Raw genomic sequence first — 15,338 nt, 5'->3', positions numbered from 1 at the left:
AACACACGTTAACACCTCTTATTTCACGCTTTTAGGACTGAAATCAGCATATAGCGTACTGCTGGCTGAATTACTTCATCCGGCCGGCAAAAGCATCCCCCTGCCGGCCATCTGAATTTTAAGCCAGCCAGCTTTCCAGCACACGAGCCATTAATTGCAGACGGTATGGCGGCAATGACTGTAATTCTGCCGGTATCTGACCACTGCGCAACTGCTGTAGCAACTGAGCAATTTCTGGCCGGCTGCGGTTGGCAATATTTTCCGGCAGAAATTCATTCAGCTCCAATTCCTGCATACCCAGTCTGTCGAGCGTGGTTCTGCTGATATTGCTTACTGCCTGATCAGCAATATCGCCCTGAGCATTGCGATAAAATACCTGCGCCAGCGTCTGCGGATTATCCTCCCCGTTTTGCATCATCGTCACCGCAGTGGCCGTTTGCCGTTGCAGATTCTGCCGGTATTCATTGATTTGCGCACGCAGATAATCAGCCATAGCTTGCGGATTGACATCCTCCAACACCTGCCGGGTGGGCAGGAAATGAACCGGCGTGGTTGCTATGCCCATAGCCGAAGCCAGACTTTGTGGCTGCATCAAGCTGCTTACCGGCAGCACACCACCATCAGCCAGATTCAGATTTTGACTACCCGCTGGCAGCATATCAAGCTCAGCCAGCAGATTCTGCGCCCGTGCCGCCGCACTACCATCGCCGACCTGACTGGCCGGATCCAGCGCGGCCTGTAACTGCTGTATTTTTGCTTCTACAGTTTTCAGCATGCCATCCAGCTGCTGCTGCATCACCATTGCCGTTCTGGCACCGCCGGCTTCAGCCAGCGAAGCACTCGCTTCATTCGCAGCAGCCATACTGGCTACTTGAGTAGGCGTGCTTGCACCAGCCGTAGCCGCTTCTGCCAGTTTGGCCAATTGCTGTTTCTGTTGCAGCAGCAATTCCCTGATTTGTTCCAGATTCTTAAGCGTTTCATTACCGTTTTTGGCAATTTCCTTCAATACCTTGTCAGTAAACTCATTCATATCCCACGGCTGCGCCTGACTCAGCGAATCCTGTAGCTGCTGCATGGCCTGCTGTGATTTTTTGCACATATCAATTAGATTTTTGAGATTTTTCCCATCCATCAACACTTTACCTGTATCCGGATCAATCACAATGGCATCGAAACCATTCTTCAGCTCTTCCAAAGCCTTATGATCCGCATCCGTCACAAACAGCTCCGGATTATTCAGCCCCAGCAGAATATAGGCCGGATTGCCATAGCGAATCGACATATAGGCACTGCGGGCAATGCCAGTCAGACCTGCTAAATTATTTTTCAATAACATCGGCGTCAGTGGCTTATTGGAATATGAACCACTAAATATCAGCCGGTGAGCAAAATAACTGGTAAACGGCTCGCGGTCTTCCAGCAGCGTATGCATGTATTTAGCACGTGAATCATGTATCTGCTCATCAAACAGCTTAGTAACCTCAGGATATTTCGGCGTATACGCTTCCGGACTATTCCGGATTCTGTCCATCAGCACTTTCATATCACTGGTATCTTTGGCTTTAAGCCGTTTCCAGATATCCGCTCCCAGCGCATATAAATCCTTCCATTGCGCAATTTTGCCATTCTTACCCTTCAAAGCTGCGTCCTGCATGGCCTTGGCTCGCTGTATTTTGTGTTTCAGCACATCAAGCGCAACACCACTAACCACCGCACCTAAATTCATCCTGCTGATTAAATCACTGAAAATGGACTCATCATCCTTTTTACTGGGTACTATCGGTGGCGTAGCACCTACTTTCGGTGTATTCGCCGGCTGCGTGCCCGTATTTACCGGGTCATCCTTAAAGCCATCATCCTGATTTGGCGGTAGCGGTATCGGTGGTGTTTTTTTATCCGCCTCACCAAAATAAAGGATATCGCCATTGTCGTGAATATCCTTAAAATCTTTTGCCTCATCCACATTATTAAGCATGTAAATACTGCCAGCAAAAGCTTTCATGAAAAAACCCAGCGACAGAAACGATTCAAAACGAAACTGATGTAAATAATCAGCCTGGAAATCCTTGGCACTTTCCAGCATATCCCAGCCATCATTACGCGGATCGTAATTTTTATTGATCATGCCGTTCATAAAATCGCCACGTTTATCCGCCGGAATATTACCCAGCCCGGCCTTCTGCCACAGCTCATCCTCCTTACTTTTGTCTGGCTGCGCCGGTGCCGGCATACCCCCGCGGCCACCAGCGCCGGCTTTCGCCATCTCATTAGCCCGATTGCGCCCCTGGCGAATGATTTGCTCGCGCGCGCTTACCTGCACCGGATTTTCTTTCTCCCCAGCTGTGCCCTTATCCCGGGTGAGTTGCAGCCCCAGAAAATCAGCATAGCCGTTTACCCCATCCTTGACCCAGCGCAGAATACGCCAGGCGGTAATATGATGCACCTGCTGGCGCAAATTCTGATCCAGATTATCGGTAATCGACACATCGCGCCAGGCATTGAAACGCTCTACCATTTCCGGCTGCGTATCAAATTCATCCACAGTCTCTTTATCCATCATTTCATAATTTTTTAATTTAAAGCGCGGCGTTTTCTTCATCTGCGCCACCAGTTGCGGATGTTTTGCCCAGATAAGCATCGGCATACCATGCTGCCAGCAGCGCGCATACATATCATGCAAGGCAATCTGTGCCACCACATGCCCCATGCCAAAATTACTTTTAAACTGTTCGCCCGGCGGATAGCCGCCGCCAATATCGGCATGTACCCCGGGATAGGTGTATTCGCGGAATTCTCCACCGCCACCATGCGGATAGCCGCCGTCGATACAGATACTTTCTACGGAAAAGCTTTTGCGCTGCTCATGCCCGGCCACAAAGTGATAGCAGTTTTTAACAAAGCGTGCCGCCGCCGCGCGCTCCAGCGACATGGTGCCATGTGCCCAGCTAAAATGGCCGCTGATCATCGACACCAGCGGCGACATACCCACATTGGCCACAGTATCAAACAGGCCGGCCATTTCAATACTGATGGGGATGCCGCGCAGCTTCAGATAAATAAATGCCGGCTTACCCGCATTATTCTGCTGAGCAGTGCCGGCGTTGCCCGGCTGCTGCCCAGCCTGCGGTGCTTGTCCTGGTTGCTGATTGCCACCCTGCGGCGGGTTAGTTTTGTTCTGTGGTGGTTTGGTCGGGCCGCCATTGGCTGCTTCTTCCTGCTCTTTTGCCACCTTAATCGCTTCTTTTTCTTTATCCGGATATTTGCGATAGTACTGGCGCAGTTTGGCACGCTGCTCCTGCCGCTGTTTAAGCAGTTTTTCCAGTTGCTCCCTGGCCTCGGCATTTTCCGGCCGGTCGAGCAGATAATCCAGCAGCCAGTTAATAAAAGTACGTCCTTCAGCGGCGCCACGGGAAAAGCCGATTACATACAGCTTAATCGCCTGTGGCAGCGGTGTATTCCCCGGCGCCGGCACCAGTGCTTCTATAAACTGATCCAACTGGCTTTTCCGGCCGATGCGCGAATCCATGCTTTTAATCATTTTCTGCGCCTCCGCCAGCTCCAGCGACTTATCGTTGTAGATTTTACATTGCCCCAGTGCGTCACACAGCCGCGTCAGCGCCCAGTTAATCCGCGCTTGGCCATAGCGGGCAAACGCCTCGCCGGCATAGCCCGGATCCAGATCGCCAATTTCTTCAAAGCGCGTGCCCACCCCCTGAATATAATACTTAAACCAGCCATTTTCGATCATATCCGGATCAAGATTATTCTCACCGGCTCCTCCTCCTGCCCCCATACAGGCATGATACAGGCGCGCTACATTGCTGGTGCGCGGATAGGTATAGGCGTCAATCAGCTTGGCCTGTGGTGCTGCCTGCGTGAAGGCTTTTAGCTCCTGTTCACTCGGCGGCTTAGCGCCGGTGACCACTTTATCGGCTTTTTCGTGATTATTGGTGCCATCAAAGAAAAAGCTGATTTTAAGGATTTTCTGGCATGGCTTAGGCGCATTGCGTGCTTTATAAAAGCAGTCGCCACGATTTTTCTGGATTTCTTCAATTGAAGCTGGCAGGCGGCCGCCGGCCTCAGTGGGGAATATTTTCGGCTTGTGGGTTACCGGCCATTTGAATTCAATACTTTTACCGGGCAATATTTCTCCGAGCGTATCCCCGAGCGTTTCTTTAATTTCCTTGCCGGCATGTTCCAGCTCTTTACCTATCTTCTTGATACTGTCGCCGATTTTTTTGATTTGTTTACCCGCCATTTTCCACTCCTTAAAGATTTATTTCTGGCTGCTTACCGGCAGCTTACCTTCTGCTTCCAACCGTTTGATATAACGTGGCAAAATAACCTGCGGAATCTTGGCGCGCTCCGCCTTGATGGCATCCAGCTTAGCCTTGTTTTTGCGGTAATCCGCCATGGATTTAATACTCGGCCGTGGTGTGCACAGTTTCTGGCTTTCGGCAAACTGCTTCCAGTACTCGCGCTGTTGTCCTTCTTCTATGGTGCCATAGGTGATAAATATCTGGTTACACGCTAGGAAATGCACGGTGATATTGGCCACCTTGCCAAAATCATCACCGGCTGATGGCGGCGGTGGCGGTAAGGGGATATCGGTGGAGTAGTGTTCATCATATTGATCAATAATATTTGCTTCTTTACGATCAACAACTACTCCTGGTAAATTTAATCCTCTGGCTTGCCAACCCGGATAAGGAAATACTGTCCAGGAAATATGCATGGTCATACCCGGTGTCCATTTCGCCCGCAAAGCTGCCACTCCGCAACTCCCCCCCCCCCCATAGCGTTTTTTACCGACATCATAGTCATCAATGCCCGGTGTTTTCGGAATACAGCCGCCACCAATACTGCCACCACTCAGGTTTTCATAGTTGTATTCATACGCCTCTACCGGCGCGGCATACATACGGTTTTTACCTGAGCTGATGCCTGCAAACGGCTCAAAACGGCTGGCACAGCCAGTCAGTTGCAAAGCCACTAGCAGCACCATCCCTATCCATTTTTTATCCATCTCTTCTGCCTTTCTTATCATTTTTCATGATTAATAATATTTTCAATGCTTTCTCTGCAGCTATCCTATTATGATGGCTATCAATTTACATTGTTATGCGTCAATATTTAGATAAGTGTTAATTATTATTTCTGGCTGCTCACTGGCAGCTTACCTTCGGCTTCCAACCGCTGGATATAACGCGGCAAAATAACCTGCGGAATCTTGGCGCGCTCCGCCTTGATGGCATCCAGCTTAGCCTTGTTTTTACGGTAATCCGCCATTGATTTAATACTCGGCCGTGGCGTGCACAGTTTCTGGCTTTCGGCAAACTGCTTCCAGTACTCGCGCTGTTGCCCTTCTTCTATGGTGCCATAGGTGATAAATATCTGGTTGCATGCTAGGAAATGTACCGTGATATTGGCCACTTCGCCAAAATCATCACCGGCCGATGGCGGCGGTGGCGGTAAGGGGATATCGGTGGAGTAGTATTCATCATATTGATCAATAATATTTGCTTCTTTACGATCAATAACTACTCCTGGTAAATTTAATCCTCTGGCTTGCCAGCCCGGATAAGGAAATACTGTCCAGGAAATATGCATGGTCATACCCGGTGTCCATTTCGCCCGTAACGCCGCTGCACCGCAAGTAGCCCCCCCCCATAGCGCTTTTTACCGACTTCATAATCATCAACGCCATTGGTACCTGGGATACAGCCACCGCCAATACTACCGCCATCCATGTTTTCATAGTTGTATTCATACGCCTCCACCGGCGCGGCATACATGCGGTTTTTACCCGAGCTGATGCCAACAAACGGCTCAAAACGGCTGGCACAGCCAGCCAGTTGCAAAGCCGCCAGCAGCGCCAGCCCTATCCATTTTTTATCCATCTCTTCTGCCTTTCTTATCATTTTTCATGATTAATAATATTTTCAATGCTTTCTTGGCTGCTATCCTATTATGATGGCTATCAATTTACATTGTTATGCGTCAATATTTAGATAATTGTTAATTATTATTTTTAGCTGCTTAACAGTTAGCACTTTGCCGGCTTTTTCGTGATTATTGGTGCCGTCAAAGAAAAAGCTGATTTTGAGAATTTTCTGGCACGGCTTTGGTGCATTGCGCGCTATGTAAAAGCAATCACCACGATTTTTTTGATTTGTTTACCTGCTTTATTTACTACCTTGCCCACTGCGTTTGTTTTTTGCTACCAGATGATTGATTACCCGCCATTTTCCGCTCCTTAAAGACTTATTTCTGGCTGCTTACCGGCAGCTTACCTTCGGCTTCTAACTGCTTGATATAGCGTGGCAAGATTATCTGCGGAATCTTTTCCCGCTCCGCCTTGATAACATCCATTTTGGCTTTGTTTTGACGATAATCTGCCATTGATTTAATGCTTGGCCGTGGTGTGCACAGTTTCTGGCTTTCGGCAAACTGTTTCCAGTACTCGCGCTGTTGCCCTTCTTCTATAGTGCCATAGGTGATAAATATCTGGTTGCACGGTAAGAAATGTACCGTGATATTGGCGACTTTGCCAAAATCATCACCGGCTGATGGCGGTGGCGGGGGTAAGGGGATATCGGTGGAGTAGTATTCATTATACTGCTCAATAATATCTAATTCTTTATGATCAAGATTAAAACCCGGCAAATTTAATACTCTTGGTCGCCAGCCCGGATAGGGTAAAAGTTTCCAGGAAATATGCATGGTCATACCCGGTGCCCATTTCGCCCGCAAAGCTGCTGCACCACAGGTAGCTCCCCCCCCATAGCGTTTTTTACCGACTTCATAGTCATCAACGCCATTGGTACCTGGGATACAGCCGCCGCCAATACTGCCACCACTCATATTTTCATAATTGTATTCATATGCCTCTACCGGCGCGGCATACATACGGTTTTTACCCGAGCTGATGCCTGCAAACGGCTCAAAACGGCTGGCACAGCCAGTCAGTTGCAAAGCCGCCAGCAGCGCCAGCCCTATCCATTTTTTATCCATCTCTTCTGCCTTTCTTATCATTTTTCATGATTAATAATATTTTCAATGCTTTCTTGGCTGCTATCCTATTATGGTGGCTATCAATTTACATTGTTATGCGTCAATATTTAGATAATTGTTAATTATTATTTCTGGTTGCTTACTGGCAGCTTACCTTCGGCTTCTAACTGCTTGATATAGCGTGGCAAGATTATCTGCGGAATTTTTTCCCGCTCTGCCTTGATGGCATCCAGCTTAGCCTTGTTTTTACGGTAATCCGCCATTGATTTAATGCTTGGCCGTGGCGTGCATAGTTTCTAGCTTTCGGCAAACTCTTTCCAGTACTCGTGCTGGCGCCCTTCTTCTATGGTGCCATAGGTGATAACCTGCTATGAAATAGTTAAAGCCAATGTGAAAAAATTACGCTGAAGTAAGCAGAATTTTCTGATATATGTTTACTTTAAGTAAACTATTTTATTAGTTCATACATTTAGCGACGATAATATGTGATAGGAAAGATAATTATATTTATTAGCAACAATGTTTTTAATCTTCTGCTTGCTGCACAATGCAATAGGTAAGAAATCCCAAAATTAGCAATAATATAAACTACATGGTGGTAATGCTGTTTTATCAGGCTGTATGCAGGCATAAAAACAGCCAGTGCAGAACAGGGAGACAGTGCACTGGCTAAAATCTGACGTATGTCAAAGTATAAATTTTATTATTATAGCGGTCATGAAGCCGTATATTAGGGAAATAAACATACATATTAATTGCTTAATATAACAATAATTTACTTTAAGTCAATTGGAAACAGATTAACGCAGATATTGTTTTAACCATATGATTTATATATAAATTATTATTATAAACACTGTTGCTTATCTGGTAACACATTTTTCTTATCTTTTTGTCTATGGGTGGCTATTTGCCCATTTTGCTGTTTATGTATTTCTGGGCAATCTTTTATTGTATTTCAAAATGATATAACAATTCTTTGGCTTATGATTTATATGGTATACCAGATATCAGTACTTAGATATTTTGTACAACTTTGAACTAATCATCCCGTTTTTCGGATATATTTATTTTTATTCATTTAGTATTAATGGCTATGTAATTATGGGCAGACAGCTGGTTATTGCTGTCTGCCCATAATTATTGCTGGGAATAACTGTTTATCCCGTTTAATTTTCGCTATCTGCTTCTATGGTTGCTTCTGTTGCTGCGGCCATTGGTTCATCACTCAGGGTGATAACTACACCCTGCTCGTTTAAATCAAGATGTATATAGGCACTATTCTGTCCCTGTTGTTTTTCCATTAGCAATTGTTTGGCCAGTTCGGGCACAATTTGCTGTTGCAGCATCTGCTCAAAATAGCGTACGCCCAAATCATGGCCGGCTGTTGTTTGTGCCAGTGCTGCAACCAGCGCATTGCTATACTGGCAGGTAACAGCAAACTGTACGGCAATTTTGGCGGCAATGCGGTTAAGCTGCTGGCGAATAATAATTTGCATGTCGGCAGCCGATAATGGGCGGAAAGCCAATACATTCATGCGTCCAAGCAAAGCCGGTGCAAGCACTTCCCGGATTGGCTGGTCTACCAGCGCCAGCCGGGCTGGCAAATCTGCATCAGGCGCATTTTGCAGGGCTTCGCTGCCTAGATTGGAAGTCATAAGCAGGATAGTGTTTTTGAAGTTGATGATGCGCCCTTCGCCATCACGCATGATGCCCTGGTCAAATACTTGATAAAAAATATTGAGCACATCAGGATGTGCTTTTTCAATTTCATCCAGCAATACTACTGAGTAGGGGCGTTTTCGCACGGCTTCGGTGAGAACGCCACCTTTGCCATAGCCTACATAGCCCGGAGGGGCACCTTTAAGCTGGGCTACAGTGTGTGCCTCCTGATATTCAGACATGTTGATGGTAATCATGGTGTCTTCGCTGCCAAACAGTGATCTGGCCAAGGCTTTGGCTGTTCTGGTTTTGCCTACGCCGGAAGTACCGGTTAGCAGAAATACGCCAAGCGGCTTGCTAGCTTCGCCCAAGCCAGCCTTCTGGGTACGGATATGGTTAACAATGCTGTTAACACTGTCTTCCTGACCAATGATTTCGCTGTTAAGTTGTTCAGACAAAGTCATGAGGCGGGCGATTTCATCATCCAGCATGCGGCCGGCAGGAATGCCTGTCCATTCGCTGATAACGCTGGCAATTACTTGCTGATCTACGTCTAGGCTGATGTTTTGCTGCACTTGCTGAAAAGACTGGTTATGTGCATGTAGACTGCTATTGTCTGCACTTTGGGTACGTGCATCCAGTACAGCCTGCGCGGCTTTCTGTTCCTGAACAAATTTTTGTTTTTCCTCTTCTATTTGCTGATCCAGTTGTTGTAGCTGTTGCTGGCATTGCTGCATGCGTTCGCTATCTATGCTGTGTCCGAGCTGGCTATCCTGTTCCAAGCGTTCGATTTCTTCTTTAAGGGCGCTGTGCAGGGAGATTTGTTTAATTAGGTTTAATGGCAGGGTTTGCAGGCCAAGTCTGACTTTGGCAGCCGCTGTATCAAGTAAATCAATGGCTTTGTCTGGAAGCTGGCGATCTGGCAGATAACGGCGAGACAAGGTAACGGCGGCCTTGATGGCATCATCCTTGATGTGTACCTGATGATGTTCGGCATATAATCTGGCAATGCCACGCAGCATCTGGCAGGCTTTTTCATCGTCGGGCTCGTCTACTTTAACTGGCTGGAAACGGCGCTCAAGGGCGGCATCGGTTTCAAAATACTGTTTGTATTCTGACCAGGTGGTTGCGGCTATGGTACGCAACTGGCCACGGGCAAGTGCCGGTTTGAGCAGATTGGCTGCATCAGAGCCACCAGCCTGATTACCGGCACCGATAATGGTGTGTGCTTCGTCAATAAACAGGATGGTAGGCTGTGGTGCATGCTGAATGGCTTCGATTACGGTTTTCAAGCGCTGTTCAAATTCGCCTTTCAGGCCAGAACCAGCCTGTAATAGCCCCATGTCCAAAGCCAGTATATGGGTGTTTTTCAGATGGCTGCCGACTTCATCATGGGCAATTTTAAGTGCCAGCCCCTCAACCAGTGCGGTTTTGCCAACTCCGGGCTCGCCTACCAGTATTGGGTTATTTTTACGCCTGCGGCTAAGGATATCTTCTATCTGGCTGATTTCTTCATCGCGCCCGAAAATAGCATCTATATGTCCTTCTCTTGCTCTCTGGGTTAGATCGATGGTGAAACGCGACAGCGCTTCTAGCTCAGCAGGAGATTGTTTGTCCTGTAGTTTGCTGCTATTGAGTGCCGTCTGCGCAATATCAGACTCGGCCGATTCTGCTGTTGTACTGGCCATATCTGTATCTGGGGTAAAGATGCTATTGTTTTGAGTGTTTGCTTCAACTGAATATTTATCTAGCCAGCGTCCGGCTTCAGCCAGTTGTCCGGCTCTGAAAATTAGTAATTGCCATAGGTCGGTAAGGGTAAAGATGCTGGGAATTTTCTGGATGGCTTCAAGCAGATGTAATGAACGAACTTCTTCCTGCCCGTGTTCAATTGAGGCCAACATCCATGCCTGTTCAATCCATTTTAGTAATGCACGCGATAATTCGGGTTTTTGTGGTATACGCTGCCATGGTAATTTGTCCAGTCCGGTGAGCAGGTCATCCCACAGGCGGTTAATGTTGATTTCATTCTGACGCAATAAGAGATTCAGGTCGTTATTATCGGTTTCAAGCAGTTTGACAAGAAAATGTTCAGGCAATATTTCCTGATGACCGCGGCTCAGACAGAAGTTGGCGGCTTCGTTTAGTGCTCTGGCACAATTTTCATTAAGTTTTCTTAGTAATTGCATTGAATCTTTCATTGCGGCTCCAGCAGATACTTAAAAAGGCGCACGTATTCGTGCGCCTTGAGTTAATTAAAATTAACGGTTTTCCACCCAGCTGTCGGAATGGACTATGTTGCCATCCTTGTAGGACCAGGTGATTTTTTCATAACGCAACTCCACTTCTTCAAGGTGGTTATAGCGCTCTTTGCTAATATCTTTAATGTTGTACATTTTCGGACGCACAGCTACTACTTTCACATTCTCGAGCAGGGTGTTGAAATATTCTTTCTCCTGACCTGCATCGTCAATGCGATACCATTTAAACTCTAGAGTTTTGAGATTCTGGCCATTGGTTACTGCTTTGTACAGATATGGTGAAGAAGCATCATATTCTTTTACAAAAGAAATGGGCTTGTGAACTCGGGTACCAGTGAGTTTACCGGTATTGCCATCAGTAGGAATGTAAACTTCATGGTCGAATGCCAATACTTCTACTGAGCCTTCACGATCCTGTACGGTTACTGAACCTTTGACATCTGAACCACCGTCATCTTTGATCCATAAATATGCTGGAATTGCCATAGGAATATCCTTGTATGAGTTAATAAACATTACTTCAGTCGGTATGATTCATATCGACCAAGGTAATTTCGACACGACGATTTTTACTGCGCCCTTGCGGGTCGTCGTTGGTTGCTATGGGTTTACTATCCCCATATCCCTGTACGGTAAAATGGTCTTCTGGAAAAGTTGATGCATTAACCAGCCAGTCCCGTACTGCTTCGGCTCTGCGAAATGACAGAGTTTTATTGCTGGCGGTATTTCCGGTGTTATCAGTATGACCATCTATCAGTACTCTTTTATTCGGGTTTGCCTGCACCCAGGTTAGCACTCCCTGTAAAACCAGCTTGGCATCCGCTTTAAGTTTGCTCTGGCCTACATCAAACAAAGCTGTGGTATCAAGACGAATAATCTGTTTTTTCTGTTTTTCCAGTTGGAAGGTATTTATATCTTTATTGATAACAGGTAATAAATGGGTAGCATGATACAAACCAAATCCCATTTTTTGGGGTTCGCCAAATGTCATGTAGTCCTGTAATGTTTGCTGGATGAGTTTTAAGCTTTTAATGCTATCCTGTCGTTCATTTTCCAGATGTTTGGGTATTGCTATGTATTGCTGGTGCGCCACAATAACTTCCTGCAACCATTTTTTATTTTCTACAAATGAGTAGCCTGTACCAATCAGGCAGAAAAGCAAAAACCAATTAATTCCATAACACAGGTATTTTGCTCCTTTGCTTAAATAACGTTGACGTACAAAATTGTTTTCAATAACCGGAAAATTTTTTAGCCCGATTACGGTATAGGTATGGGTAGGGGTAACCAGTCCGGTTGTTTCAATTTCAAACTTGCGCCAGTCTGCATTCTGATTACTGTTAAAACTGTTTAACCAGACACATGCAACCAGATACAGCGAATAAGGGTATGGTTTTTCCGGCAATAAGTTTTTAATTACATATTGAATGAGCCATTGCTGATTCAGATAAAGTGTAGATACAGCTGTATAGTTTAAGTACTCAGGCTGTTGCGGATTTAAAACTGCACAATTATCCAGTTGCTTTTGCAGACACTCAAAGTACTCTTGTACCTCACTACGCTGCCGGCATAGGTGGTTAGTGATATTTTGCGGCCAGAAATCCAGATTTTTATCGAGCAGGTCAGTATGGACACCTAAAGTTAATGGTATCCGGCGCTTATATAGAGCCTGAATAGTTTCGATTTCCTGCCGCCATTGCGATATTCGCTGCTCCAGTGCAGCCACATGAGGGTATTTGTCTGGATTAAGTATTAATAAGATACCGTTTGCTATTGTATTCTGTTCATCCAAGGCCTGATAAATACTTATTAGCTGGGCGCAATCCTCTACTCTGATCCACATGGAATCCCGCAGTAATCTCCAACGTTCAGAAGATTCAATCCAGTCTGATAAATCATCTCCTGCTACGAGTACTACCCGCTGTGATTTTGGAATATTATGCAGGCTCGTTATATCTTTCTTTTTAAACCAGAATTGGTTCTGATACCACAAAAACCCACAGGCCAGTATTATCAGAATACTCAGGCAGGTTTTGACTACCCAGTATATATCCCAGATTTGCCAGATAAAATAAAGTGAAAGGCAAGCAATCCAGGCTAGCAATAATGTGTAATAAATGCGTTTACTCATTGGGTACCTTATCCAATACTGGCAACCAGATTGCTGAGATATTTGTTAAGCACCAGATACACTACTATGGTGAATACCAGTAGCACCACGCTCCAGCTGACTGCGGAAAAAGATCGAAAGGTAACAGGACGCAATTTGCGGCTGGCCGGCATGGAGGGCATGGTTATTTCCGGCAGGTGCGAATCAATTTTGGTGATTAGTTCATTACGTATATGTGTCTCTTCAAATAAGTATTTACCATTGAAACCAAGTGCAAATATCAGTTGCCATATAGTTAACAGCCAATAGGATGGATCTGGTTTATGCAATTCAGTTTGTATATCTTCAAATAATTGTATGCCAGCATCGTATTCACCAAATTGTGACACCTGCAATGGGCTGCTTTCCCAGATTAATTTATTTTTGCTATCCAAAAACCGCAATGCCAGTTCATCAACCAGAGCGTACAGCGCATAACGTATTTGTTTACGTTCATGATCCGGTAAATGATTCTCACCCAGTTTCTGATCAAACTCTGTGACGAGATGAACGGCAATCAACTGCATTTCATCCATATTCTGTATGGCATGTCCCATGTTTAACCGTGTTACAAATAAAATATAATTACGCAGATTTTCCCGTACGTAATCTGGAATCTGGTTATTCTTCATTAGGCACCGCATATAATTCGATATTTAATCCATCAAATGAATTAGGAGAATAAATACAGCACGATCTGGCTGCTATCATGGCTTTAAAGCCCGGATGTGATTTATCCAGCGCAAAATAAGTTGCTTCGGAACGCATGGGTAATGCACTGGGTAGACGCTGCATCATTCGCAATGGGATACCATTGGAGGCTGATGGTAAAATACGCTCAACATCATCAGGTGCACCAATTTTACATAACTTCGGAAAGCGTTCCTGTAGCTCATATAATGGAACATTGGCACGCACAGAAATGTAATAGTCGGTTTCTTCATTTAGACGTGCATCCAGCAAATGCCCAATCCAGCGGGTATTACCCACTTTTTCCAGATCAACCAGTACAAGAACTGTAGGTATAACAGTATCTAAAAGCTCTAAAAGCATTTCATTCAGCCGAATGAATGTTGTACCCAGATTAAGCGGATCGTACTGGGGTATGTCTTTAATACTGGATTCAATTGAAAATGACAGCAGGCTGCCTACCAGACGTGCCAGCAACATATAATAATGTTCAGGCGCCATGCTGTTATGCGTTTGCAACAGCACCATTTCCGGTATGGATTGATTAAGTATGTTCAACAGCCAGAATAAAGAAATATCAGATACCAGAAAATCAGCCGACTGCTGGTTGCGCTCTTTGCGCAATGAACCAAGGCGCTGGCTTTTATTAAGCAGAATCTGAATCTGTGTGGACAGCATTTCCATCAGAAATGTATTGCTGCCAATAAAGAATACTGGTGGCACGTATTGTGTATCAAGCTGCCAGATATTATTTTGGTTTTTAATCAGACGCAGGATAGGTATCGCTAAAAAATTCTGACGGTTTTCATGTGAGAATTTGAGGCTGAAATTTAATCGTTTCTCTGCAATTTCCGTTTGTTGACTACCATATAAATCTGTAACAGCGGTAAACTGTTTTGAAAACCGTAACGGTGCATTACTGCTGTTTTCAAGCAGATTACTGCCTACAGTATTGAGTTCTGGCAAAGACAGATATACTGTAGTTTCAAGTATATCTTCTGGTATCTGCGCCAAATCACGAGCTGGTGGCAAAAATTGCATTTGCCGGGAATCAAACCACGTACCATCCTGAAACGAAACAGCGCAATCCGATAATTTTAGTTTTTTTAAAGTCAGGCTATTGCTGTCTACATCCATACGCATTACGCCCCAGGGCATAATTCGCGTGCACTGCATTATACTGGACGCATTAGCCTGCTGTAATAATTCCTGTTGCTGGAAAATCTGTGGTAACAGTAAGGTACCTTCGTACCAGATCGGATTGATAATTTTCAACTTACAACCTATTCTAATTCTATGGATTATTCACATTTAGCTATTGATTGTCTGGATAACAATCGGGCACCACAGCTGGTTTTCATATTTTCCAGAGCCATCGGACGCCCCTGTACTGTTAATTGCTGGTCGCCTTCTACGATGAAATAAACCCCTGTACATTTCGGGCAGCTAACTTTATCGCCTTTGCGGGCTACAGGCCGCCCTTCTATACTGACAACCGGATCACCTTCAAGCACAACTCCACCGTGTGTGGTGGTGTCTCCCTTACAAATAATTGCACGTGACAT

At 45.4% G+C, this 15,338-nt stretch carries 13 protein-coding genes; 1 reads left to right on the top strand and 12 read right to left on the bottom strand.

Annotation, left to right across the window (positions count from 1 at the left end; genetic code table 11):
* Positions 1-118 precede the first annotated feature (118 nt).
* From GYX26_RS07865 to GYX26_RS07850, 4 genes are all read right to left on the bottom strand, one after another.
* Complete coding sequence (locus GYX26_RS07865) at positions 119-4,258, bottom strand: DUF2235 domain-containing protein (RefSeq protein ID WP_174828799.1); 4,140 nt, start codon at positions 4,256-4,258, stop codon at positions 119-121.
* 18 nt (positions 4,259-4,276) lie between these two features.
* Positions 4,277-5,026, bottom strand: coding sequence for a DUF3304 domain-containing protein (locus GYX26_RS07860; protein ID WP_174828798.1), 750 nt, complete (start codon positions 5,024-5,026; stop codon positions 4,277-4,279).
* A gap of 125 nt (positions 5,027-5,151) precedes the next feature.
* Entirely contained in the window at positions 5,152-5,610 is a 459-nt protein-coding gene (locus tag GYX26_RS07855) for a hypothetical protein (RefSeq protein WP_238791253.1), read from the bottom strand.
* 2 nt (positions 5,611-5,612) lie between these two features.
* On the bottom strand, positions 5,613-5,900 hold the full coding sequence (locus GYX26_RS07850; RefSeq protein WP_174828797.1) for a hypothetical protein: 288 nt from the start codon (positions 5,898-5,900) through the stop codon (positions 5,613-5,615).
* Positions 5,901-6,068: 168 nt separating this feature from the next.
* Between GYX26_RS07850 and GYX26_RS07845 the strand changes: the two genes are divergently transcribed.
* Positions 6,069-6,260 (top strand): hypothetical protein, encoded by a 192-nt coding sequence (locus GYX26_RS07845; protein ID WP_174828796.1) that lies wholly within the window; start codon positions 6,069-6,071, stop codon positions 6,258-6,260.
* Between the two features lie 4 nt (positions 6,261-6,264).
* Here GYX26_RS07845 and GYX26_RS07840 read toward each other — a convergent pair whose 3' ends face one another.
* The 8 genes from GYX26_RS07840 to GYX26_RS07805 all read right to left on the bottom strand — a co-directional run bounded on the left by GYX26_RS07840 (position 6,265) and on the right by GYX26_RS07805 (position 15,338).
* Entirely contained in the window at positions 6,265-7,014 is a 750-nt protein-coding gene (locus GYX26_RS07840; RefSeq protein WP_174828795.1) for a DUF3304 domain-containing protein, read from the bottom strand.
* Between the two features lie 125 nt (positions 7,015-7,139).
* Positions 7,140-7,277, bottom strand: a complete 138-nt coding sequence (locus GYX26_RS07835) for a hypothetical protein (RefSeq protein ID WP_174828794.1) — start codon at positions 7,275-7,277, stop codon at positions 7,140-7,142.
* A gap of 906 nt (positions 7,278-8,183) precedes the next feature.
* Positions 8,184-10,874, bottom strand: a complete 2,691-nt coding sequence (gene tssH / locus GYX26_RS07830; protein ID WP_174828793.1) for a type VI secretion system ATPase TssH — start codon at positions 10,872-10,874, stop codon at positions 8,184-8,186.
* 60 nt (positions 10,875-10,934) lie between these two features.
* The gene (locus tag GYX26_RS07825; protein ID WP_174828792.1) at positions 10,935-11,420 is read right to left on the bottom strand and encodes an Hcp family type VI secretion system effector; all 486 of its coding nucleotides are present in this window, start codon (positions 11,418-11,420) and stop codon (positions 10,935-10,937) included.
* A 34-nt stretch (positions 11,421-11,454) separates the two neighbouring features.
* Positions 11,455-13,065, bottom strand: coding sequence for an OmpA family protein (locus GYX26_RS07820; protein ID WP_174828791.1), 1,611 nt, complete (start codon positions 13,063-13,065; stop codon positions 11,455-11,457).
* A gap of 8 nt (positions 13,066-13,073) precedes the next feature.
* Positions 13,074-13,715, bottom strand: coding sequence for a DotU family type IV/VI secretion system protein (locus GYX26_RS07815; RefSeq protein ID WP_174828790.1), 642 nt, complete (start codon positions 13,713-13,715; stop codon positions 13,074-13,076).
* Complete coding sequence (gene tssK, locus GYX26_RS07810) at positions 13,705-15,048, bottom strand: type VI secretion system baseplate subunit TssK (RefSeq protein WP_174828789.1); 1,344 nt, start codon at positions 15,046-15,048, stop codon at positions 13,705-13,707. Before tssK ends, GYX26_RS07815 begins: the two co-directional genes overlap by 11 nt.
* 26 nt (positions 15,049-15,074) lie before the next feature.
* Entirely contained in the window at positions 15,075-15,338 is a 264-nt protein-coding gene (locus tag GYX26_RS07805) for a PAAR domain-containing protein (protein WP_174828788.1), read from the bottom strand.

It is taken from the genome of Snodgrassella sp. ESL0253 (genome assembly GCF_013344965.1).
Classification (GTDB): Bacteria; Pseudomonadota; Gammaproteobacteria; order Burkholderiales; family Neisseriaceae; genus Snodgrassella; species Snodgrassella alvi_B.
Note: the sequence above shows the minus strand (reverse complement) of the source record. Positions and strands in the feature narration are given on the sequence as shown.